General features: G+C 45.8%; 14 protein-coding genes and 1 tRNA gene. 8 read left to right on the forward strand and 7 right to left on the reverse strand.

Annotated features, from left to right (window positions below; translation table 11 throughout):
* Positions 1 to 62: 62 nt before the first annotated feature.
* Positions 63 to 138 (reverse strand) — tRNA-Phe (locus ORJ00_RS03420).
* Positions 139 to 366: 228 nt separating this feature from the next.
* On the opposite strand from ORJ00_RS03420, the gene ORJ00_RS03425 reads away from it, so the two are divergent.
* The gene (locus ORJ00_RS03425; protein ID WP_306138989.1) at positions 367 to 3,129 is read left to right on the forward strand and encodes an ATP-binding protein; all 2,763 of its coding nucleotides are present in this window, start codon (positions 367 to 369) and stop codon (positions 3,127 to 3,129) included.
* Between the two features lie 65 nt (positions 3,130 to 3,194).
* Here ORJ00_RS03425 and ORJ00_RS03430 read toward each other — a convergent pair whose 3' ends face one another.
* The gene (locus ORJ00_RS03430; RefSeq protein WP_306138990.1) at positions 3,195 to 5,810 is read right to left on the reverse strand and encodes a PKD domain-containing protein; all 2,616 of its coding nucleotides are present in this window, start codon (positions 5,808 to 5,810) and stop codon (positions 3,195 to 3,197) included.
* 207 nt (positions 5,811 to 6,017) lie between these two features.
* Positions 6,018 to 7,613, reverse strand: a complete 1,596-nt coding sequence (locus tag ORJ00_RS03435) for an isocitrate lyase (protein WP_306137054.1) — start codon at positions 7,611 to 7,613, stop codon at positions 6,018 to 6,020.
* A gap of 228 nt (positions 7,614 to 7,841) precedes the next feature.
* Here ORJ00_RS03435 and ORJ00_RS03440 point away from each other — a divergent pair, with 228 nt between their 5' ends.
* The gene (locus tag ORJ00_RS03440; RefSeq protein WP_027669798.1) at positions 7,842 to 8,780 is read left to right on the forward strand and encodes a LysR family transcriptional regulator; all 939 of its coding nucleotides are present in this window, start codon (positions 7,842 to 7,844) and stop codon (positions 8,778 to 8,780) included.
* A gap of 301 nt (positions 8,781 to 9,081) precedes the next feature.
* Here the strand turns inward: ORJ00_RS03440 and aceB are convergent, their stop codons facing one another.
* Positions 9,082 to 10,686, reverse strand: a complete 1,605-nt coding sequence (gene aceB / locus ORJ00_RS03445) for a malate synthase A (RefSeq protein ID WP_306138991.1) — start codon at positions 10,684 to 10,686, stop codon at positions 9,082 to 9,084.
* A 227-nt stretch (positions 10,687 to 10,913) separates the two neighbouring features.
* Between aceB and ORJ00_RS03450 the strand changes: the two genes are divergently transcribed.
* Both ORJ00_RS03450 and ORJ00_RS03455 read left to right on the forward strand, forming a co-directional pair.
* Complete coding sequence (locus ORJ00_RS03450) at positions 10,914 to 11,564, forward strand: DUF2726 domain-containing protein (protein ID WP_027669796.1); 651 nt, start codon at positions 10,914 to 10,916, stop codon at positions 11,562 to 11,564.
* Between the two features lie 119 nt (positions 11,565 to 11,683).
* Positions 11,684 to 11,878 (forward strand): hypothetical protein, encoded by a 195-nt coding sequence (locus ORJ00_RS03455; RefSeq protein ID WP_027669795.1) that lies wholly within the window; start codon positions 11,684 to 11,686, stop codon positions 11,876 to 11,878.
* A 61-nt stretch (positions 11,879 to 11,939) separates the two neighbouring features.
* Here the strand turns inward: ORJ00_RS03455 and ORJ00_RS03460 are convergent, their stop codons facing one another.
* Positions 11,940 to 13,493, reverse strand: a complete 1,554-nt coding sequence (locus ORJ00_RS03460; RefSeq protein ID WP_306138992.1) for a methyl-accepting chemotaxis protein — start codon at positions 13,491 to 13,493, stop codon at positions 11,940 to 11,942.
* A gap of 231 nt (positions 13,494 to 13,724) precedes the next feature.
* Between ORJ00_RS03460 and ORJ00_RS03465 the strand changes: the two genes are divergently transcribed.
* The 4 genes from ORJ00_RS03465 (at position 13,725) to ORJ00_RS03480 (ending at position 17,379) form a co-directional block, all read left to right on the forward strand.
* Positions 13,725 to 15,065, forward strand: coding sequence for a hypothetical protein (locus ORJ00_RS03465; protein ID WP_306138993.1), 1,341 nt, complete (start codon positions 13,725 to 13,727; stop codon positions 15,063 to 15,065).
* Between the two features lie 16 nt (positions 15,066 to 15,081).
* Complete coding sequence (locus ORJ00_RS03470) at positions 15,082 to 15,777, forward strand: response regulator transcription factor (protein ID WP_305977569.1); 696 nt, start codon at positions 15,082 to 15,084, stop codon at positions 15,775 to 15,777.
* An 11-nt stretch (positions 15,778 to 15,788) separates the two neighbouring features.
* The gene (locus ORJ00_RS03475) at positions 15,789 to 16,913 is read left to right on the forward strand and encodes a sensor histidine kinase (protein ID WP_306138994.1); all 1,125 of its coding nucleotides are present in this window, start codon (positions 15,789 to 15,791) and stop codon (positions 16,911 to 16,913) included.
* Between the two features lie 82 nt (positions 16,914 to 16,995).
* A complete protein-coding gene (locus tag ORJ00_RS03480; RefSeq protein WP_027669793.1) occupies positions 16,996 to 17,379 on the forward strand; it encodes a response regulator in 384 nt (127 codons plus the stop codon).
* Positions 17,380 to 17,447: 68 nt separating this feature from the next.
* Here ORJ00_RS03480 and ORJ00_RS03485 read toward each other — a convergent pair whose 3' ends face one another.
* Both ORJ00_RS03485 and ORJ00_RS03490 read right to left on the reverse strand, forming a co-directional pair.
* Entirely contained in the window at positions 17,448 to 19,400 is a 1,953-nt protein-coding gene (locus ORJ00_RS03485) for a phytase (protein ID WP_306138995.1), read from the reverse strand.
* 14 nt (positions 19,401 to 19,414) lie between these two features.
* Positions 19,415 to 22,180 carry a TonB-dependent receptor gene (locus ORJ00_RS03490; RefSeq protein ID WP_027669791.1) on the reverse strand — a complete coding sequence of 922 codons (2,766 nt, stop codon included), beginning with the start codon at positions 22,178 to 22,180 and terminating at the stop codon, positions 19,415 to 19,417.
* Between the last annotated feature and the right edge of the window lie 26 nt (positions 22,181 to 22,206).

Genomic DNA, 22,206 nt, shown 5'->3' on the forward strand with positions numbered 1-22,206 from the left:
CTACGTAATGGAAAAAGCTGTTAAAGTTTGATACTTTACAACAACTTTGACACCAAAACTAATGGTGCCCAGACCCGGAATCGAACCAGGGACACGCGGATTTTCAATCCGCTGCTCTACCGACTGAGCTATCTGGGCAACGCGGGTCGTATTAAACGGATTTTACGATATTAAGTCAACAGATATTTTAATGCTTAACGTGCGTTAGCTTATTAGTTGAGCAATACGGTAAAATACTCAACGTTTAGCGATTAAATTGCGTGCAATGAACGAATAAAACATAACGACTACCTAATCGGCTAAAAGTTGTTAAAATGCATCGCAAAATACCAAGTCTGCATGAAGTGCAGCATATTTGGATAAAAAATGAAAAACACGTCGTTTAGTAAACCGCTATTTAAACGTCTAGCGCTAATGTCTTTGCTTATGTTGTTAGTACAAGCAGCTCTATTCATCCTATTGAATAAACCTGATCCCAACTTAACGCAGAGCAAACTTGAGCGTCTTGGTGCCGATGCAAATTTGGTGGCCAGAGCAATAACACCACTGATGTTAGTTGGCGATATAAGCGGGACTGAACAAGTCTTAATGCAAGCAAGGCACGGCGATACCAGCCGAGCTTTGTATCTGTATCGTCAAACTGACAATAATGATGCGGAACTTATCGCTAATACTAATAATGTTGTTGGTTACGTACCACAGCCACAGTGGCAGATGCTTGCTGAACAGCAACAGAATTATCTGGTTGTGCACCAGGTGGTTACCTTGGCAGAGCAACAATCCGTATTACTTATTTACGTACAGCAGCAAGATATAGCGCCACTATGGCCGTCTGGCGCCGTTTTTGCTATCAGCTTTATTTTTGGGCTCGTCCTTTGTGGTATCTTTGCATCTGCCATTTCAGGTTTCTTTAGTCGTCGCATCAAACCGTTAATGCAAGGCACACAGCAAGCGCTGGACAAAACTAAGTTTGATGCCAGCGTAGACAGTAATAGCAAAGACAGTTATGGCATCTTAGGTGGCTACATTAACCAACTGTTTCGCAAGATAGAGCAAGCACAGGAAGCACTGGCAGCGTCTGAACAGAATATAAAAAACTTAAAACAAGAAGTAGAAACGCGCATTAAAGAGCGCACAGATGCACTTGAAACGGCCAAGCTAACTGCAGAAAAAGCCAATGAAGCAAAATCGACCTTTCTGGCGACGATGAGCCATGAAATTCGCACGCCGATGAACGGCATTATTGGTACCATAGATTTGTTGCGTAAAACACAACTCTCTACCTCACAGTTTCGCATGACAGACACGGTACGCGAATCATCCTTTTCATTATTGCGTATACTCGATGACATTCTCGACTTTTCTAAGATTGAAGCAGGTAAGCTTGAACTTGAGACCATACCGCTGTCGCTCGTTGAAATCATTGAAGCAGTCGGTCGTATTTTGGTTTCAGTGGCTTACCAACGCCAAATCGATTTAAAACTCTTTGTCGATCCCCGCATTCCAGATGGCTTGGTAGGTGATCCCGTTCGGTTACGACAAATTCTGTACAACCTGGCAGGCAATGCGATTAAATTTACGCAAACAACACCTGAAAAAACAGGGTTGGTTATTATAAAAGCTGAGCTGCTGGAAGGTAATATGGATTTCAATCAAATCCAATTCAGCATTATCGATAACGGCAAAGGCATGACACAACGTCAAATCAGCCACGTTTTTCAACCGTTTAATCAGGCTGAAGGCTCCATTACCCGTAAGTTTGGCGGTACCGGGCTTGGTTTATCTATCTGTCAGCGCTTAGCCACATTAATGTATGGTGACATTACCGTTACCAGTGAAGTTGAAAAAGGCACTGAGTTTAGCGTGCGCATTCCAATGCGTACTTCAGATGAAATTCGCTATTTGGACAAAGAACTACTGCGCGATATTCATCTTTGTTTGTTTACTACTGACTCACACAATCAGTCGCATTTAACAACCTACTTCAACTATGCCGATGCCGATTTCGAAGTCGTTAACACTTTTGAAGGCTTATTGAATCGTGCGCAGGCAATAAAACCTCTTCCGCCCAAGCAGGCTGCAGTTTGGTTGTTGGACGCCACATACGAGCAAATTTCGGCAAATGAAATAGATCAACTGCAACAAATGCCTCAAATGAGTCAGGTTCAGTTTGTGGTAATAACCAATCTGGTTGAGCTATCTGAGCGCAGCAATGACCGGGTTTATTATTTACACAGTTCGCCAATTTGTCGCAGCCACCTGTATGATGCAGTGCTCATTGCGGCAAAGCGCAAGCCTAAACCGGTTTACCCAGGTGAAAAAACCATTGTTGCGGCGGCTCCTTCTATTGAGCAAGCCCGCAAAAGTCGTCAACTAGTGTTGTTGGCAGAAGACAACCTGATGAACCAGCGTGTGATTGTTGATCAGCTTAATGCACTAGGGTATGCCGTTGAAGTAGCAGATGATGGTGCCATAGCACTGGAAAAATGGCGTAAGTTCCATTATCCACTTATCTTGACTGATTTACATATGCCAAACATGAGCGGCTATGACCTTGCCAGCGCTATCCGTAAAGAAAGTTTACATTTAAGTGAAGGTGCTGAGTTTACTCGTATCGTCGCGGTAACAGCTAACGCGCTAAAAGGTGAAGAGCAAAAATGTCTAAGCATTGGTATGGATGGTTACATCACCAAACCACTTGAGTTGGCTACGCTGGAAACGATGATGACACGCTGGCTGCCACAGCCAATTGACAAGAAAAAAGCCATCACAGCGAATGGCGAAAACAACCAGAACAGTTCACCAATTTGTTTCACCACTATCGCCAATTTTCTTGGTAATGACTCAGCAAAACATGAAGAACATCTGAACTACTTCGTTAAACATGCCGCAGATTTACTGGCAAATATAGCAGCACATGCTTCTGCGCATGAGCGCAGCGGTGTTCGCGCCATTGCGCATCAATTTAAATCTGTAGCAAAAAGTATCGGGGCAATAGCCGTATCTGAACAGTCGTTAAAACTGGAAAAAGCGGCTGAAGAAAGCGACTGGGCGGTAATTAACGAGTATATCCGCTTACTTCAGGAAAAATATCAAGATGTTGTTAGTTATGTAAAGCAACGTTATTAATTAGAACGATCGATAAGCCTGCATCCAAATAGCGGCCATGGAATTTATCCATGGCCGCTATTTGATTAAAACGTAACAACACGTTGTTTAGTTGGTTCTATCACTGTTCGCTGAGTCGCGCTGACGTCTGACCCTGGAACCTGATTTGCGTTTTGCGGTGCCGTTTCATTCCAATAATTTACCGGAATTTCTTCATAGATATTTATTCTGCCACCGATAGTGCGCGCTCCAGTTGACGCATTGAAATTCTCTTCTCTGACATACAGCCTGCGCCCAAGCAGGCCTTGTTCTTCTTTAAGTAGCTGCCAAAAACGCTTACTACTACCATAGGTAAAATTCATTGACACAGGGTTAGTTTTTAGCCAGCTAAGCGGGTTGGAGGTTATTTCAAAGGTTGGCGGCACACTACTCAGTGGGTAACCTGCAGTATATTGATTGCCTGTCCCCCCCGTCGTAAACTGCCAGCCAAATACTGGTATGTATGTATCTGCAGGCGCTGCGCAAAGTGAATCGCCTTGGCAAAACAACAAACGGCCATTTTCCCAGCTGTCTTTGCTCCAGGAGTTAATCATAGTTTGCCAATAAACGCTGCCTAAGTTTGCCGGCTGAGCCTGCCCGTTTAACAAAGCTTTAAAACCATAATCTGCTTGTGCTGCAATAAGGTTGTCAGCACCATCATAGACGCTGGTAAATACCTGATAATCGTTACCAGACTTGTCCATAATTTCAATGCTGATATGGCTGCCATCCGACATTGCTAAGGCCAGCTTGTCTTCATTAATTTGCCAGGTGAAGCTTCTTCCCGTTGAAACGCCTTGCCCTGTGCCATTGACATTAAAACTTAACGGATCAAGATAAAAATTGGCTACATCCCCGCCCTGGTTTGGCAAGCTAACCGCATAGTACGTGTTTAATGCCCAAGTGCCTGCCATATTATCAACATTAAAAGCCAAGGTTGAGTTAAGCTGCTTACGCATTAAAATATTGCTGGTAAAATCGGCCTGAGCAGTGGACTCAACAACGCCTTGAGTCGTTGTTATCGGCCCCACTTTGAGTTGTTTTACACCGACTTGACGAAACGTATCAATAGCTTGCCCTGTTGTTACTCTGGTCAGCTCTGCATTATTTATTATCTCTGTAACGCCAACTTGCTGAATATTGTCGGCCACTAACCAATCAACCTGTTGTTGCGTCAAGCCAGCAGAGCCGACCTCTGCCGAGATTAGATAACTGTTGGCATTGTATCCATTGGTATACAGCAGCTCGATATTGCCATCCTGTAATTGCCAGTTAAATGCAGCTTCGCCAAAACTACCTGCATGTGAACCCGTACCATCAGGGTTAAATTGCCAGCGCTCTCCACCGCGGGATAAAAACCCGGGCGCGGCTGAAAACGTTTGAAAATATAATGGCGCTACAGTCTCTGCAGTTAACGGTGGTGTCAGTATTGGATCGGCAATAATTGCCAGCACCGTAGCAGCAATAAGACCAGGTCGATCGGTTTCAAGCTGGTTAGCAAAAGCATTATAGGCATTGATGTCCAGCAATAACGCAACAAAGTCTGTGCTACCTTCGGGTAACATAATATCTGGATTATCTGTCAGAATTTTTACTACAGCCGCCGCTTCTGCCAGCTCATCAGCATCTATTGACTTCTCAACAACCATTAATGCATCAATATTGGCAGGCACTACACCATTGTTGGCCGCAACAAGTAAGGAGTATAAAGCCGTTGATACAGCAGTTACCGATACAGTATTACTGCCGTCATCTTCGGCACTATTGGCAGCTGATGCTACCGCTGTTTGCGCCGAAACCTCAACCGGTGCCGCAAAGCCGGAATGTAACGCACTGTATTTAACTCTGCTGTCCGTTGCTGACGTCACTTCAATCGCTAAAAGCGCAGTGTCGAGTGCATCATCATCCAGCTGTAACGTAAAAGAAAAACCGCCGTTTTCATCAACTGTACTGATAACCGGTGCTGCCGCGCCGTTGAGTATGGCCTGCCCTCCGCTAAAATCCGCGCCGGTTATTTGCCCATCTAATGCTACGTTAACCAGGGTTGGCGTTACATCAACGCTAAACTCCAGTTCAGCAACTTCTGCATCATCATCCTGCACTAACAACTTAAACGTTAGTGCTGTTAGTTCTGTCACCGCAGGCGCAACAAAGTCAACCGTCATGGTGTCATCACGACTTAACTCTACCAGCGGTCCTGCGCTTTGTTGCCATCGAATAGCTCTGATTTCACCATCATCGGTCACCGGAGCTGTCAGAGAAACTTCGGTTTTTTCCGCTATAGCCTCAACATCACCACTCAATATTGGCAGAGTGTTATTAATGATGTTTATGCTCATAGTATCTTCAGCAACCTGGCCTTTGCTGTCAGTTACAATCATGCGCAGCTGGGCAACTGAGTCGGCATCAACGGACTGCGCAATAACTGTCGGCGTAAGTGTGTTTCCGCCAGTAATAATTAACTGTGGGCCTGACAGTTGCGTCCAGGCAATCTTCACATTGCCCTCACCAGTGGCAGTGGCGGTAGATAATTGCATTGCACGACGCTCTTTGACCGTAATATCGTCACCAGCATCAGCGGCGGCGTTTTCATCATCAGAAAAACAACCCGTTAGCAGCGTGGTCGCAACCAAAACGGCCAATGCATTTTTATTCCATATCATCTTCATAGCATCCCTATTGAATTCTTATCTGACAAGCAAGCTTAACATTCAACGCGCTGAACATTAAAACAAACTAAGACTATAGCCTAGGTTGATTTAAAACTACCAGATGTTTACAGCATAGTGAGCTGTAAAAGAGGTTATGTAAAAAAAAGGGCAGCCACTAGGCTGCCCAACTGTCAGTTACCTGACCACATAGCATAAACGTTAAAATTGGTTCATGGTGTTATCTTTACCACCCGCTTTTAGCGCTGCTTCGCCAGAGAAATATTCTTTGTGATCATCGCCAACGTCAGATCCTGACATATTCTGATGTTTTACACAGGCAATACCCTGGCGAATTTCTTTTCGTTGCACGCCTTCAACGTAGCCCAGCATGCCCGCAGCACCAAAGTACTCTTTGGCCAAATTGTCAGTAGACAAGGCCGCAGTATGGTATGTAGGTAAGGTGATAAGGTGATGGAAAATTCCTGCTTCACGTGCACCATCGGCCTGAAAGGTGCGAATACGGTTGTCAGCTTCCAATGCCAGTTCAGTAGTATCGTACTCAGCACTCATCAACAACGCTCTGTCATACGCTGATACGTCTTTACCTTCACCTTTCCAGGCGTCAAACACCTGTTGGCGGAAATTCAGCGTCCAGTTAAAGCTTGGGCTATTGTTGTAAACCAGTTTGGCATTCGGCACGACTTCTCGGATACGGTTAACCATTTCAGCAATCTGGCCTACATGCGGTTTTTCAGTTTCAATCCACAACAAATCAGCGCCATGCTGTAATGAGGTAATACAGTCCAGCACCACACGATCAATACCACTGCCTTGCTTAAACTGGAACAAACCACTGGCCAAACGTTTTGGCTTTAACAGCTTACCATTGGCTTTTACCACTACATCGCCGTTGGCAATATCGTCGGCCCCCGTAATGACATCACCATCGAGGAAACTGTTGTATAAGTCACCCAAATCACCAGCTTGGTTGGTTACAGCAATTTGCTTGGTTAAACCCGCGCCCAAAGAATCGGTTCGAGCAACAATAATTCCATCGTCAACACCCAGCTCTAAAAAAGCATAACGAACCGCGTTAATTTTGGCTAAGAAATCAGCGTGCGGCACGGTTACTTTGCCATCTTGGTGGCCACACTGCTTCTCATCAGATACCTGATTTTCTATTTGAATAGCGCAAGCACCTGCTTCAATCATTTTCTTTGCCAGCAAATAAGTGGCTTCTTCATTACCAAAGCCCGCGTCAATGTCGGCAATAATAGGCACTACGTGAGTTTCAAAGTTGTCAATTTTGCTTTGCACCGCAGCCGCAGCAGCACTGTCACCTTTTGCGTTAGCTGCATCTAATTCTCGAAACAGACCGCCCAGCTCACGCGCATCAGCTTGCTTTAAAAAGGTATATAACTCTTCAATTAAGGCCGGTACAGCGGTTTTTTCGTGCATAGACTGATCAGGTAAAGGGCCAAAGTCTGAACGCAGCGCTGCTATCATCCAACCCGACAAATACAGGTATTTTCTTTTTGTCGTGCCGAAATGTTTCTTAATCGCGATCAGTTTTTGCTGACCCACAAAGCCATGCCAGCACCCTAGTGATTGCGTGTACTGACTGCTGTCTGCGTCGTAAGCCGCCATATCTTCGCGCATAATTTTAGCGGTGTATTTAGCAATATCCAGTCCGGTATGAAAGCGGTTTTGTGCCTGCATTCTGGCGGCGGATTCTGGGTTAATGGCGCTCCAGGCACCACCATTTTGCTGACGTAATTGCGCGATATGTTGTATTGCATCTTGGTAAGCTGACATAGCAGTATCCTCTTATTGCTTATTGCCCGGCTTGCCGGACGCTGACTGTTTTCAGGCTGACGTTTAACCTGTTGCATTACACTATAGGTTTCATTTCCATAATTCATAAAGGTGATTTTTGTGATGCTGGCCATTCACAGCATTAATACCAAAGTAGGCTTGACGCCGATCCCGCCGCTAATGCTATGATTCAGTTAAGTTATGAATATTGGCAGGACTATTTAAACAATGAATATTAATAAAATGGATTTAAACCTGCTGGTGTATCTGGATGTGTTACTGCGAGAAAAAAATGTTACCCGGGCAGCTAACCAACTCAACATTACACAACCCGCCATGAGCAACGGCTTGAAGCGGCTACGTGATTTACTTAGCGATCCTATTTTAGTGCGCACGTCAGATGGCATGGTACCAACAGAGCGCGCGCGTGAGCTGGCACCCATAGTTCGCGGTGTATTACTTACCTTGGAAGAAACACTACAGCCAAATAAAGACTTCGAGCCACTCAACAGCCAACGCGTGTTTCGTATTATGGCCAGCGATTATGCTGCTTCAACGTTAATACCGGCGTTGTTAAAGAAAATGCGCGTGCTGGCGCCACTTACCAGCCTGGATATTATGACGCCATCCGATGTCACCTTTCACGATGTGGAAAACGGTAAGGTCGACATGGCAATAAACCGTTTTGATCAACTGCCACAATCATTTCATCAAAAAACAGTCTGGCGCGATAGCTTCTCTTGTTTAATCAACGCCAAAAACCCTGTGTTGAAAAACTTTACTTTAGACAGTTACTTAAAAGCACAGCATATTTGGGTTAGTAAAACTGGTTTTGGTGTTGGCGTTGGAATGGACCCAAAAGATGTGCAAAAGCTGGGCTGGGTTGATGAAGCGCTTGCCAAGCTGGGTAAACAGCGCAATATTTCCGTTTTTACGCGTAATTACCATGTTGCTATGCACTTAGCTGTAGGTATTGATTTAATTGCTACCTTACCTAGCCGTGCAGCAAAATTGTATGAAAATGATGCAACCATGGCCATTATGGACCCACCTTTTGCCATACCGTCAATTGAATTGAAGATGATTTGGAGCCCGTTGCTGCACCAGGATGCCAGCCATATATGGTTTCGCCGGCTGATTGGCGAAACCGCAGATGAATTGAACTGAACCTTCCAGACAGGGATAAAACCTTTTTCGAAAGAGTCGGGGAGTGTCTGAGCCCTGCCGTAGGCATAAGGGCGAGCTGCCCCGGCGAAAGAGGAAAAATGTTTTATCCCGGCCTTTGAGCTTAGGACGAGCCGTAACACCCGCTTTGGCTCGTCACAGCAACTCGTTTGCGCTGGCGCACTCACTCAGACACTCTGTGCCGACCAAAACGGGGTTCCTGCTCATCCTTTATTGTGCTGTTAAAACACATAAAAAAGGCGCTGTCAGCAAGTCAGCGCCTTTTGCATTACGGGTTTACTCGTTAATCAAGTAACTGATAAGCCGGCAGGGTTAGGAAATCTACCAGCTGATCAGAAGTCGTGATATCCAGCAGTAACGTTTGCGCCCGGTCGAAATTTTGCTCCGCCCATAACACTTCACCTACTTCTGCCCGAACCACTTTTGCCTCTTCCTCTAACATAGACGCAAATAAGGTTTTGGTAATAAGCTTGCCGTTACTCAAGCTCTTACCATGTTTAATCCATTGCCAAATAGACGTACGAGAAATTTCTGCAGTAGCAGCATCTTCCATCAATCCATAAATAGGCACACACCCTTTGCCGCTAATCCAAGCAGCGATATATTGTAAGGCCACACGAATATTGGTTCGCATGCCCTCTTCTGTGCGCTCGCCATCGCACGGTTCTAACAGCTGTGCAGCGGTAATATCCTCATCGTCAGCACGGCTAACATCCAGTTGGTTTTTCTTACCGCCTGCCAGGTATGTCGCAAACACGCCATTGGCCGTAGCGGCCAAACCAGGATGCGCCACCCAGGTACCATCATGCCCATTACTGGCTTCAAGCTCTTTATCAGCCGTCACTTTTGCTAAAATAGCCGCATTTTCAGTCGTATCTTTTGACGGAATAAAGGCGGCCATACCGCCCATCGCCAACGCACCGCGTTTATGACAGGTTTTAACCAGCAAACGCGAGTAGGCATTTAAAAAAGGCTGTTTCATGCTAACCACTTGCCTGTCCGGTAACACACGATCAGCATGATTTTTTAATGTCTTTATATAACTAAAAATATAATCCCAGCGGCCACAGTTTAATGCCACGATGTGCTCTCGCAGCATGTATAGAATTTCGTCCATCTCAAAGACGGCTGGCAGGGTTTCAATCAACACCGTAGCGCGAACGGTCCCAATAGGTTGAGCAAACTTTTGCTCGGTATACCGAAACACATCATCCCACCACTTGGCTTCTAAGTGGCTTTGTAATTTTGGTAAATAAAAATAAACGCCGGTGCCATTAGCTAAACGAGTTTGGTAGTTATGCAGGAAATACAACGCAAAATCGACCAATGAACCCGGAATTTGCTCACCATCTACCAGTAAATGCTTCTCCCACAAATGTAAACCCCGTACGCGGGCGATTAATAATGCAGGCTTGTCTTGCAACGCATAATGTTTGCCACTTTGCGCATCGGTATAACTTATAGTGCCAAGATTGGCATCACGCAGGTTAATTTGCCCCTCAATGACACCAGCCCAGCTTGGCGCCTGCGAGTCTTCAAAGTCGGCCATAAATACTTTTACATCAGCATTTAGCGCATTAATAATCATCTTGCGATCTACCGGCCCGGTAATTTCAACCCGACGGTCCTGTAAATCGTCTGGTATGGCTGCAACCTGCCAATCTGACTGACGAATATTAGCAGTTTGTGGCAGAAAATCTGGCAACCCACCCGCGTCATATTTTTGCTGTGCAGCCTGACGTTCTGCTAGCAATGCGTTTAATCGGGGCCGAAATTCGCGTGTCAGCTCAACCAGCAAACTGCAGGCTTGCTCGGTAAGAATGGTGTCATATTGTGCATTTAACGGCGCATTTATTGTTAAGCCAGCACGGCTGATACGTGTATTCATAACTCGGTCCTTTTTAAGCGGCTAATACCGGTGTTGCGCGATATCAGAAGTAAGCACAACTATAAGCGCTTTAAGTCATAAAATATATTAATGCAGACAATGCTAGCCATTCACACACGAAATACTAAATCATTGTGAACACCATAAATATTGGCATAGCTTATGCTTTAGAAATAACAGTGTTGTGGTGTGTCAGACACCGAGTCAATTTTCTGTCGGAGGTGCACATGGAATTTGTCCTGTTATTAATTTTACTTTTAGTCATTATTGTTGCCATGGTAGCGAGCCGCTTTATCGACAATGGCAATCCGTTTCCTGTGCAAAAAAAGACCACGCTATTTAGTCCGGTAGAACGTTCTTTTATGCTGTTACTGGAAAAAGCAGTTGCGGCAGATTACAAAGTATTAAATCGGGTGAAATTGGCTGATGTAATAGAACTTAAAAATGTTGCCAACGCTAAGGCTCGAAACGCAACGCTAGCAAAACTAAACGCTAAATATTTGGATTTCGTGCTTTGCGACCCAACCGATATGAGCATCGTTGCGGTTTTGGATTTAGTTAATAACAGTAATAAAGACGGTCATAAGGCTGTGCCCGACTGGTTTGTCAATGGAACCCTGGATGCAGCAGGAATCCCCTATCTGCGCCTGAAAATTCAAGCTGGCTACACACCTGCCGATATTCAGGCCGCCATCGCTGCGCGTCTGGGCAAGACAGTCGTAAAACCCGAACCCATGTTCAAAGGAAGTATGAAAAAGGGCCCTACACGGCCGGTACGCTCGCTTAAACCGGCTACTCCCAGTGGAAACAACTTACCGGTGCCAGCGCTTTCTCATTCCCAAATAAAAGCGCAACAAACCGCCTTAATTCAAGCGTAAGCTACTGACTTAACAAGCCACCGTTAAACCGGTGGTTTTTTTATTCTTTTTTTACTAAACAACTAAAGTATTGCGCTATCCTGCCGCTATAGCTAAGAGGAATTGGCAGAGGAGGCACTATGAGTCAATCCGTTGGCGCTGCGGCGTCTGGTCAGGGCTTTGAAATGCTTGGGGCTGTAATGGCTAAAAAGCAGCAAAACCAGGAAGCAAAAATGGCAATGATGCTAATTCAAAGCGCCGTACAAACAGGTGAAAAGGTGCAAGCCTCATCTCCTGTCGGCAACCTGGGACAGAATATCAATATCGCTGTTTGATATTGAGTATTATGAATGCAAAGGCCAGCTTCCGCTGGCCTTTTTATGAGTAAGATATTTATTATCGTGCAAATCTGACGACCAATTCATGCAATTCATTTGACACTAGCTGCAGCTGTTTAATGCTGTCAGCAGAGTGTGATGCTTCTGTAAGACTTGAGTTCGCCAAGGTTGAAATGTTAACCACTTGCCGATTAATGTCTTCTGCAACACTCGCTTGCTCTTCCACAGCCGCCGCCATTTGAATAGACATACTCGCAATGCTACCCACAGCGTCAGAAATACCGAAGAGCATTTCTTCTGTTTCTTTTACCCGGGTTAAGCCTGCATCCGCCCCTGTTGTTCCATTTTGGGCAACACGTACAGCGGTATCTGCTCGACTAGTTAAATCGGTAATAATTTGATGAATTTCTTTAGTCGACTCTTGTGTACGCTGAGCCAAATTCCGTACCTCGTCAGCCACTACCGCAAAGCCCCGACCTTGCTCTCCGGCTCTGGCTGCCTCTATCGCCGCATTTAGGGCCAATAAATTAGTCTGTTCAGCAATTTGTTCAATCATTTGCGCGACAGTCGCAATTTTCTTGGTTTGCTCAGACACCTCGGTTACTGAGCTACTAATTTCATTAACCGTATTGCGCAATTCTTCAATGGCTTTGCGCGTTACGGCGGCCGTTTCACGGCTTTTTCCGGCGAGTTCATTTGACTGCTCTGCCCGCTCTGCAGTGTCCTGAACATGCTTTGATACTTCCGCAATTGTTGTCGTCATTTCATGCATCGCGGTTGCGGCTTGTTCGGTTTCTTGCTGCTGCCTTTGGATAAGCTTCATTGACGATTGCGCTAGCTCCAGCCCGTTATCTGATTGCGCAGAGACACTTTTCGCTGCATCCTCCATGCGGCTTAGCACCGCACCCAAGTGTGCTTTAGAGCTCAAAATCGCAACTTTAAGCTCGCCCAAGTCTTGTTTGTCATCGGTAAACGTCTGCACGGCCAACTCGTGGTGAAAAGAGTTCACAAGTAAGGTTTTAACGCTATCCAAAGCAGATTTTTTGCTGAAGTTTGCCCAAAGCGCAAACCCTACAGCCGCCAAAAAAAGTACGCTTTTAGAAAAACCTGAATAACCCGCAAAGTAAGCCACCACCGCAGCACTAAGGGCAACAACGAGCGCAATATTAGCAACGCCCAAATGAAAATGGCGCTGATTAAACTTTCCTTTATTAATGGCATGATAAAGCTTTTGAGCACGGGCAACGTCTTCGCGCGACGGACAAGATCGCACCGATTCGTAACCAATAACACGACCATTTTCCGTCACCGGTGTAACGTAGGCATTAACCCAGTAATAATCACCATTTTTACTGCGGTTTTTAACTAATCCCATCCATGGTTTGCCTGCCTTTAAATGCTCCCACATTATTTTATAAGCCAAGGGGGGCATATCAGGATGACGCACAATATTATGCGGCTGACCAATCAATTCAGCTTTGCTAAAGCCACTAATCTGAATAAAAGCATCATTGCAGTGTCGAATATTACCGTGCAAATCAGTATTTGAAATCAACTTCTCATGTTCAGGAAAAGTGCGCTCTGTATTTGTTACCGGCTCATTTCGACGCATTAAGTTTTGTTCCTTGCTAAGTTCACTATCATCCAGATATTAAAAGTAGCAGGCAAAAACCAAAAGGAAACAGAGTTTTCTACTTACGGTCGATATATTCCCCCCCATTTACGCGTACCAACGTAAAGAAACGTTAAGTCAGGTAAAGCTGCGTAAAGTAATGAACTGATTCAATATTATGCCTTCTTAGCCCAGGTTCAGCAGTTAACTCTTAACTTTAGACGAGGCGTTATGCGTAATTTTACTTTTTATTTGTTACTTTCCACTTTATTGGTGTTGGCAGGCTGCGGCGGAAGCAGTTCTGATGATACGTCATCCACATATACCACTAGCTATATTCAGCTCTATAATGGTTCGGCAAACAGCACGTCAACTCGTTTAATTCTGACAGATGATGATGATGTAAGCATACTGATTGGCAGTGCAACCTATACCGATGCAACATCGTTAATTAGCTACACACCCGATAGCTACGACATCGCACTTAGTCGGCTAAATAGCGCTGGAGATGATGTCAGTATTCTGGAGAGCACTCTTCAGTTAAAGCAAAGCTACAAACATTTATTGTTGCTAAGTGGCGACTATGCCAGTCCCGACTTACTTAGTTTGTCATTTTTGCGCGATGACAGTCTGACCGATACATTCAAATTGTATGTCGTTAACCTGTTACCAGATACCACAGCGTATGATCTGTATATTAGCGACTCGGATGGCACCTTTGACGATGCAACTTTAGTTTCAACGCTAAACTATCAACAGATTAGTGAACCGATGGAGTTTAGTACAGGAAGCTACATTGTGTATCTAACTATTGCAGGTAGTCGCGATGTGCTGTTTTCTTCGGCAAGTTACAGCTTTAGTTATCTAACCGAATATGTGCTGGTGCCAAGACAAGCATCTGGTCCACTACAAGGCAATGTTGCCATTGATGTTATCAGTAACACAACAACCGTTACGCATTTAACCGACATTGAAGCTACTGCTCAATTCCGGCTTTACAATAGTATCGACAATGACGAACCGACTGATATTTTCCTTAATGATAGCGTGTTGTTTACTGCCTTGCCTAGCGATGTTTTTAGCGACTATGCTCAACTTGACGCAGCTGATTACCGCTTATCATCAATAGATTTACAAGGCCAATACGTGATGAAAAATGCCTTACTTACGCTTAACCAAGGGCAGAGTAAAGCCGTAGTGTTGTATAAAAATAGTGATGATGTGTCTCGAGCCATCGTCGTTGAAGAGAGCGAACTGCCACAAATATACGATTTTGATGTTAATGTGGTAAATATTATTAATGACTACACTAGCCTGAGCCTTTATTTTGTGCCGCCAGCGGATACCATAGATACCACAGACTATGCTATTGCAACATTAAATCGTGGGGCACAAACCGATATCAATCTGCCTGATGGTGCGTATAGGATCTTGCTGGTTTTCACCGATAGCAATAAAAACAATACACTATTAGCCGAGTCAGAGCTGCAACAATTTGAAGCCGGTAAGAACTATTTATTGGTTGCTGAACCTGACAGCAACAATGGCTATAAACTGAGCTTATTGCACTAAAAGATCTGGAGAGACGGTGAACCGGTTATTATTAATTGACGATGATATTCAGCTAACGTCGCTGTTGGCTGAATACCTGCAAAAAGATGGTTTTGATGTCACAAGCTATAATGATGGCTTCGCCGGTCTTTCCTGTTTACAGCAGCAACAATTTGACCTGCTTATTCTGGATATCATGATGCCAACGCTGGACGGGATTAGCCTATTAAAGAGATTACGCCAAACCAATAACATGCCGGTAATCATGTTAACCGCGCGTGGTGACGAATTTGACAGAGTTGTCGGTCTGGAGTTAGGCGCGGATGACTATCTTGCCAAACCCTGTTTACCACGCGAACTTACGGCTCGTATAAGGGCGATATTACGCCGGGTTCAACAACCTTCAAAACCACAACAACACTCTGCATTGCAATATGGTGCTTTAATGATAAATACAGTAAATCGCAGCGTCTATGTAGACCAAAAACTGGTCGAATTAACCGGTGCGGAATTTAATGTTCTATATTTACTAACGCAAAACGCCGGTCAAATCCTTAGTAAAGCAGCCTTGTCGGAACAAGCTCTTGGCCGGGCGTTATCAAGTTTCGATCGCAGTATTGACGTACATATTAGCCATATCAGGCAAAAGCTGGGTAAACTGCCCAATGGCCAGTATTGGATCACCGCAGTGCGTGGAAAAGGCTATCAGTTTACCTACGCCAAGACATTATAGGTACACCTAACGTGCAACAGTTATTCTGGCGTTTTTTTCTGGTATTTTGGGCAACATTACTAATCGCTATTGTGATGGTTAGACTCACATTTATCGGTGTGGGTGATACCCAACTACAAAGGCCGACTGTAGCACCACCATTGCACGCACAGCTGAATTTACTTGGTCCACCGCCGTCTATGCGTAATCCAGCCCATAGACCAAAACCTACATTCTGGCGTAGGCCGCTGTTGCATTTAATGTTACTACTTACAGCAAGCCTGGTGTTTAGTTGGTTGTTAGCTCGTTACATTGCTTTGCCCATTCGGCAGCTTAAACAAGCATTAGCAGACCTGGCAAGCAATAGTTGGCAAACTCAACTCGCTCCGTCGTTGACCTTACGACGGGATGAATTTGGCAGTCTGAGTAGAAACTTTAATCAAATGGCAGCAAAAGCAGCTGAAGCAATAGCATCTCAAAGACGCTTATTACATGACGTTTCACATGAACTACGCTCACCTTTAGCACGAATGCAAATTCTTACCGGCCTGGCCCAGCAGCCCAACACTGCCGCTCCGTTATTACTGCAAAAAATTGAACAAGAAGTCATTAAGCTTGACGCATTAGTTGCCCAAATTTTAACATTCTCACAATTAGATAACGGTAGTTTTCAAGCTGAGCATATTGATATTAATCTGACAGAATTGGTTGTATCGGTCTGTGAAGACGCCCAACTCGAAGCCAACGATAGCAGTAAATTGCTTGCGTTACAGCTTACGCCTGTGGCAGAAGTAAAAGGAGATCCTTCTTTACTTTACAGCGCTATTGAAAATGTGATCCGCAATGCAATTAAGTATACCCCAGTCAACACTAGCGTTAGCGTGCACTTACAGCAATATGGTCGGCAGGTAATGCTAACTGTCAGTGATCAGGGAGCAGGTATAGCTGCCCAGCACCTGCCGAAGCTGTTTACACCGTTTTTCCGTGCACAAAGTACTCATACCGGTATTGGTCTAGGTTTAAGTATTGCTAAACGCGCAGTAGAAGCCTGTAACGGTAACATTATCGCCGGAAACATCATGCAAGATGGCGCCATAAAAGGGTTTAATGTTGTTATTTCCTTGCCCATTGATTCATCGAAAGTTCAGCTAAACTAGTTAGACTCTGCAAATGTGTTTTGTACCTATATTTATAGGTTATACTCTGTAACAACACATTAAACTTAGCAAAGGAACTGCAATGACCCGGCAGCAATACTCAGTGTTGATTATTGACGACGCCTACACGGTGCGTGAATATTTACGCCAGACATTAATGCATTTAGGCATTACTCAGGTGCATGAAGCATCCAGTGGTAATAAAGGCTTAGCAACATTTACTCAACACCAACATGATTTAGTCTTTTTGGATATTGAGTTGCCTGACATTAATGGCCAGCAGTTACTGCAACAAATTAAAAGCCACACCGACAGAACCCATGTTGTTATGGTTACTGCACACAACTCAGTTGATAACGTGCAACAAAGCATCGCCGCCGGAGCCAGTGGATTTATTGCCAAACCCTTTAGCCCGCTAAAAATTAAAAATATTGTTGAGCGCTGTCTGGCGGCAAAACTCAACTAATTCCTACATAGCATAAACTGTCTTTTTTACCGTAAAGAAAAGGCCGATTTCTGCTTCGGCCTTGTGCTTTATTGTGATAACTGTTGCAAAATAGCCTGCCATGGTACAAGTTTCAGGTTTTGGCCCTGCTCAGGCATGCGGTTACGTCCATCTTGTACAATAAGTGCTCCCTGTTCAAAACCTGGCCCTAACGAACGGGTTGTTACATCCAGACCATCGGTTTCAGAGCTACCATCAATTCCCAGTGTGGGGTTGGTTGTAACCCGAAAGCGCAAACGGGCGGCATAAGGTGCTACTGCATCGTAAATTACATAACTGTCGTTGCCCTGGCTAGACACCACCAAATATTGGTTGTCACCGTCTTGTGCCAATGCCAGTCCTTCCACATCATCTACCAGGGTGGTGCCATCCACTAAAATGATGCTGTCGCCGTTAGTTGCTGCATCAGCTTCAGCCGCAAAGCGCCAAATCCCGACATCTTCTTCACCAACAAAGAGTACGCCGTTTTTATCGTCTGCCACGCAACCCTCCGGTTGGCTGGGCACAGTAAGCGACCTTACCAGCGTACCTCGCCAGGTGTTACCATCGGTGTCGATGCGGTATTGCTCAATCAAGCCAGATTTGTCATTTACAAACACATAGTGCTGGCCACTTTTAACACTTTGGTACATGCACAGGCCATAAATGTCGTTCATGCTGGTCAACACCTTACCGGCGTTATGCAACTGGCCATTATTATCAATGGCAAACAATTGCAGGCTGTTATCATCACGCAAACTGGCGGTTGCAATATCATGTGGTATACCCTGCCATGTCAGGCCATAGCGCACATCAACATTGTTCAGCCGTCCGACTGGCAGCTGCTGTACATCCTTACCTTGCATATTGTAAACGTTTAAACCTGCACGCTTGTCGGTAGCCAGAATCAAGCTGAGTGCTGGCATAGAAGGATGATGCCATACCGCAGGGTCGTCCATGACATCACCGCGTTGACTGGCCGCTTCCGTTTGCAACGTCGGCATCAACTGCACCATAGTGGCATTATTGCGATGCTGTGGTGTTGACTGTGATACTGGCTGTGATACAGGGATTGCCCCTAAGTTAAGCTGCTGCACCGCTTTAGCGGCTTCACTGCTAATAAACGCTGTGCCGCTGTTTCGCTGCAGTTGCACGCTCAACCCCGAGGCTTCAGCCAGAGCGGGCACGTTAACCGCGCTAACTAGCTGGCCATCCTGGCTAAGATGTAACAAACGCGCCGGCTCTTCCTCCAACGCCAGCACACTGCCATCTGGCAGTAGCTGCAGCGCTTTAACCTCGCCCTGCAATTGACCAAATGGCTGTTGAACCTGCAATAAACTGCGACCTTCGTCAGCTTCTGGCTCAGCCTGGTAGCGCCAAATGGCCCTGTCGCCTTCTGCAATATAAAGCGCCCCTGCTGTTTGATCTACCGCGCATGCCGTACTGTCATAAGGCACATTTAACTCACGGATCACCAGCGGCTGTTCCAGCCATTGCTGTTGTTGTTGCAATAGCAATTGATCAGCACCACCACGCCCGCCAAGCAAAAACAAGCTAAGTTGCTGGTTTTCATTGCTGTGATAAAAACACAGATCGTCGACCACGCGACTCGTGATTAGCTGCTGACGCATCAATTGCAGCGGTGATTGCTGTTTCGGCATAAAATGCCACAGATACAGACTGTTGCTATTTGCATCCATTGCCGCCAGCAACGCTGTGTCAGGTGTCAGTGTATGCAACGTCAGGCGGATAAAATGGCCACTGTGGTTTGCAATAAGCCGCTCTGCCTGACGGATTTCCAAGCCCTGTGACGTAGTAAGCAGCTGATAGTCAGTTCCCGCCAGTTGCAGGCTATGGAAATGGCTGGCATGGACTGTTATTGCTTGTGGTGCCAGGCTCGCAGACACAGTTGACTCTTCAGTCACTTGCTGACAAGCACTCAACGTTACACCTAGCAACACACTGAAGATACTGAGTTTAAACATGGTTTTATTTGCTAACATCGTACAGCCCTTATTTACCAGTTAGTGATCTGTACGCCAAGCACTAAAGTGCGGCCATATTGTTCGTACTGAAAGTTGTACTGCTTATTGCCAGTGTAAGCATAATAAGGCTCGTCATTAAGGTTCACGACATTAAAGTACAGCTGCATACCACGCTGAAATGTCCATTTAGCCGTAAAATCAAGCTGCATATGGTCGTCCGAGTACACATCATAGGCACTGTCGGTGACATCACCCACTTCAGCGAGGTACTTCGATTTATAATTGGCGGCTAAACGCAGGCTGATGGTATCGGTTTCATACCCTAGACTCAGGTTGGCGGTTTTATCTGACTGGCTAGGCAACGCCACTTCGCGACTCAATAAAGCACCATCATCAAACCATTCTATATCTGCAGCAGAATCCGTCAGCGTGAGGTTAGCCGACAGCAGCAGGTTATCCATCCAATTGCCGTGGCCGGATAACTGATGAATCGCATTAAGCTCCAGGCCATATAAATCGGCTTTACCGCCGTTGACAAAAGTTTCTGCTTTGGCGAAATCCATATAGTCGCCACGGCCAGCTAAATCGGCTTCGTAGATAAAATTATCAATCTGTTTATAAAACAGCATTGCCGACACCACACCGAGTTTGTCAGCGTAATGTTCAATACCCAAATCAAGGTTTTTGGTGGTTAAAGCATCCAGCTGTGGGTTACCAAAGCTGGCTTCCAGCTCGTCATCATCTTCTTCCAGAATATATGCCGGTGCCAACTGTTCGAAATTCGGCCGTACTAAACCTGTACTCACCGCTGCCCGCACTATGCTTTGCTCAGATACGTTATAACGCGCTACCACAGCGGGTAACCAATAACCTTTACGACTACTTTGCTCGTTAGTGCTAAAGACTTCGTTGATATCGTCGTAACGTGTACCTATGGCATCGCGGCTGTCATGTTCATAGCGCACGCCGCTAATCAATTGCCAATTGTCCCGCTCCCATTGCGCCATTACATAAGCGGCACTGATATCTTCATCGACGCGGTAATCATTAATCTGTGACTCCACGTCATCGACATAGTCGTCGCGATTAAGACCGCGCACTAACTGATAAATACTTGCGCTACTAACCTCTGCTCCCATGGTGCTGAGACTATAATCAACCGCGCCAGCAGCATAATCGGCCATACTAAGCGCGCTAATACCCACATCAGCAAAGTCCTCAAACAACCATACATCTTCTTCTGTGGTTTTCCTGCGCTGGCTATATTTGGCGCCAGCTTTTAACGTTAAGCTACCTGCAGACTGAATAATTTCGCGGCTAAGATCAAACTTCACATTGCGTTCGGTTTCTTTCGCGTAGGTATCTCCCATTTCCACTTCTTTTAGCGCATAGCCATTGGCCAGATAAGCTTCTGCCGGCGCGGTCAGACGCAAAACATCGGTACCGCTAAAACCAATGCCGCTAGCAAACTCCTGCGCAAAGTCGGCAGCGGAGATATTAAACGGGGTATCTTCGTCAGCTTTACTGGCACCGGCTTCCAGTAACCACTGCCAGTTGCCCGATTGTTGTTTAGTCCCCAACACCACAGCACTAATGGTCTGCGTTTCTTTGCGTTGTTTCAGTGAACGGATAATTTCGGCTTCACCTGTGCTACCGGCAAATTGAGGATCGGCCAATTCAACCACCAGACCCTGTCGATTTTCGGTATCACTAAATTCACTGTACAAGGTACGCAGGTAATACTCGTTGTGATTGCCAGGCCGATAGTCCAGGTTTAATGCTAAACCAATCCGCTCGCGGCTAATGGTGTAATCGCGCAGTTCAAACTCTTCCAACCCATCGTCAAAATCCCAGCTGCCGCCGGTTTCTACGTTTTCAGAACCAAATTTTCGCTCGGCATAACTTGCTGCGATGGCAATGCCCAAACTGTCCGTTTCACCCGCAGCATCGAGTATTTTGCTATACACACCAGAGAGCTTTGGGCTGGTTTTGCTTTGCTGCTCGTTGTAACCCGCTTCGGCCGTTATCGAATAAAAGTCGTTACTACGGTCAAACGCTGACAAACTTTTAATCTCCACCGTGCCACCCAGCGAACCCGCTGGCATGTCTGGTGTTAGCGTTTTGCTAACTTCAACCGACTCCAACAAATCCGACGGGATCACATCCAGTGCCACAGCCCGACGGCCTGCTTCTGGTGCAGCAAGCTGGGTACCATTATACGTTACGGCGTTATAGTCTGGCGCTAACCCGCGCACCCGCACGAAGCGGCCTTCGCCCTGATCGCGCTCTACCGACAACCCCGCCAAACGCTGCAGCGCCTCGCTCACATTGCTGTCAGGAAACTGGCCCATCTCATCAGTACTGGCAACCGTAACTATGCCTGACGCATTGCGTTGGCGGTTTAGTGCTTTGCTAACCGCACCAGATTGGCCGACTACTTCAATATGTTCAATACTGTCGCTGGCAGACAGTAATTTAATATCACCCAGGCGCTGCTCACTATCGCTTACCACCAATACCCGGGTTTCCGGCATAGCGCCAAGATAATTGACCAACAAGGTATAGGTCCCTTTGGGTAGCTGGTTGAACTGAAAGCGGCCATCGGCACCGGTTATACGGCGCAGGGTGAGCTCTGGAATACTGACCTCAGCACCAGTAATCAAATTACTGCGGTTATCCGTAATACGGCCCTGTACATCGGCATCTGCTAATATCGGTGCAGATAACGTGGCAAACGCCAGGCTTACAGCACACGCCAGCACGCTGCGTGAATTGTGTTTATGATTGGTCGACTTCATAGGTTGCTCTCAGATCACGGCTAATA

Source organism: Rheinheimera baltica, from assembly GCF_030731985.1.
GTDB classification, from domain to species: Bacteria; Pseudomonadota; Gammaproteobacteria; order Enterobacterales; family Alteromonadaceae; genus Alishewanella; species Alishewanella baltica.

What these genes read in the sequence shown, in the direction of transcription:
- ORJ00_RS03485 (WP_306138995.1), bottom strand. Translation starts at nt 19,400, where the DNA reads ATGTTAGCAAATAAAACCATGTTTAAACTCAGTATCTTCAGTGTGTTG.
- ORJ00_RS03490 (WP_027669791.1), bottom strand. Translation starts at nt 22,180, where the DNA reads ATGAAGTCGACCAATCATAAACACAATTCACGCAGCGTGCTGGCGTGT.
- ORJ00_RS03435 (WP_306137054.1), bottom strand. Translation starts at nt 7,613, where the DNA reads ATGTCAGCTTACCAAGATGCAATACAACATATCGCGCAATTACGTCAG.
- ORJ00_RS03430 (WP_306138990.1), bottom strand. Translation starts at nt 5,810, where the DNA reads ATGATATGGAATAAAAATGCATTGGCCGTTTTGGTTGCGACCACGCTG.
- aceB (WP_306138991.1), bottom strand. Translation starts at nt 10,686, where the DNA reads ATGAATACACGTATCAGCCGTGCTGGCTTAACAATAAATGCGCCGTTA.
- ORJ00_RS03480 (WP_027669793.1), top strand. Translation starts at nt 16,996, where the DNA reads ATGACCCGGCAGCAATACTCAGTGTTGATTATTGACGACGCCTACACG.
- ORJ00_RS03460 (WP_306138992.1), bottom strand. Translation starts at nt 13,493, where the DNA reads ATGCGTCGAAATGAGCCGGTAACAAATACAGAGCGCACTTTTCCTGAA.
- ORJ00_RS03465 (WP_306138993.1), top strand. Translation starts at nt 13,725, where the DNA reads ATGCGTAATTTTACTTTTTATTTGTTACTTTCCACTTTATTGGTGTTG.
- ORJ00_RS03450 (WP_027669796.1), top strand. Translation starts at nt 10,914, where the DNA reads ATGGAATTTGTCCTGTTATTAATTTTACTTTTAGTCATTATTGTTGCC.
- ORJ00_RS03440 (WP_027669798.1), top strand. Translation starts at nt 7,842, where the DNA reads ATGAATATTAATAAAATGGATTTAAACCTGCTGGTGTATCTGGATGTG.
- ORJ00_RS03425 (WP_306138989.1), top strand. Translation starts at nt 367, where the DNA reads ATGAAAAACACGTCGTTTAGTAAACCGCTATTTAAACGTCTAGCGCTA.
- ORJ00_RS03455 (WP_027669795.1), top strand. Translation starts at nt 11,684, where the DNA reads ATGAGTCAATCCGTTGGCGCTGCGGCGTCTGGTCAGGGCTTTGAAATG.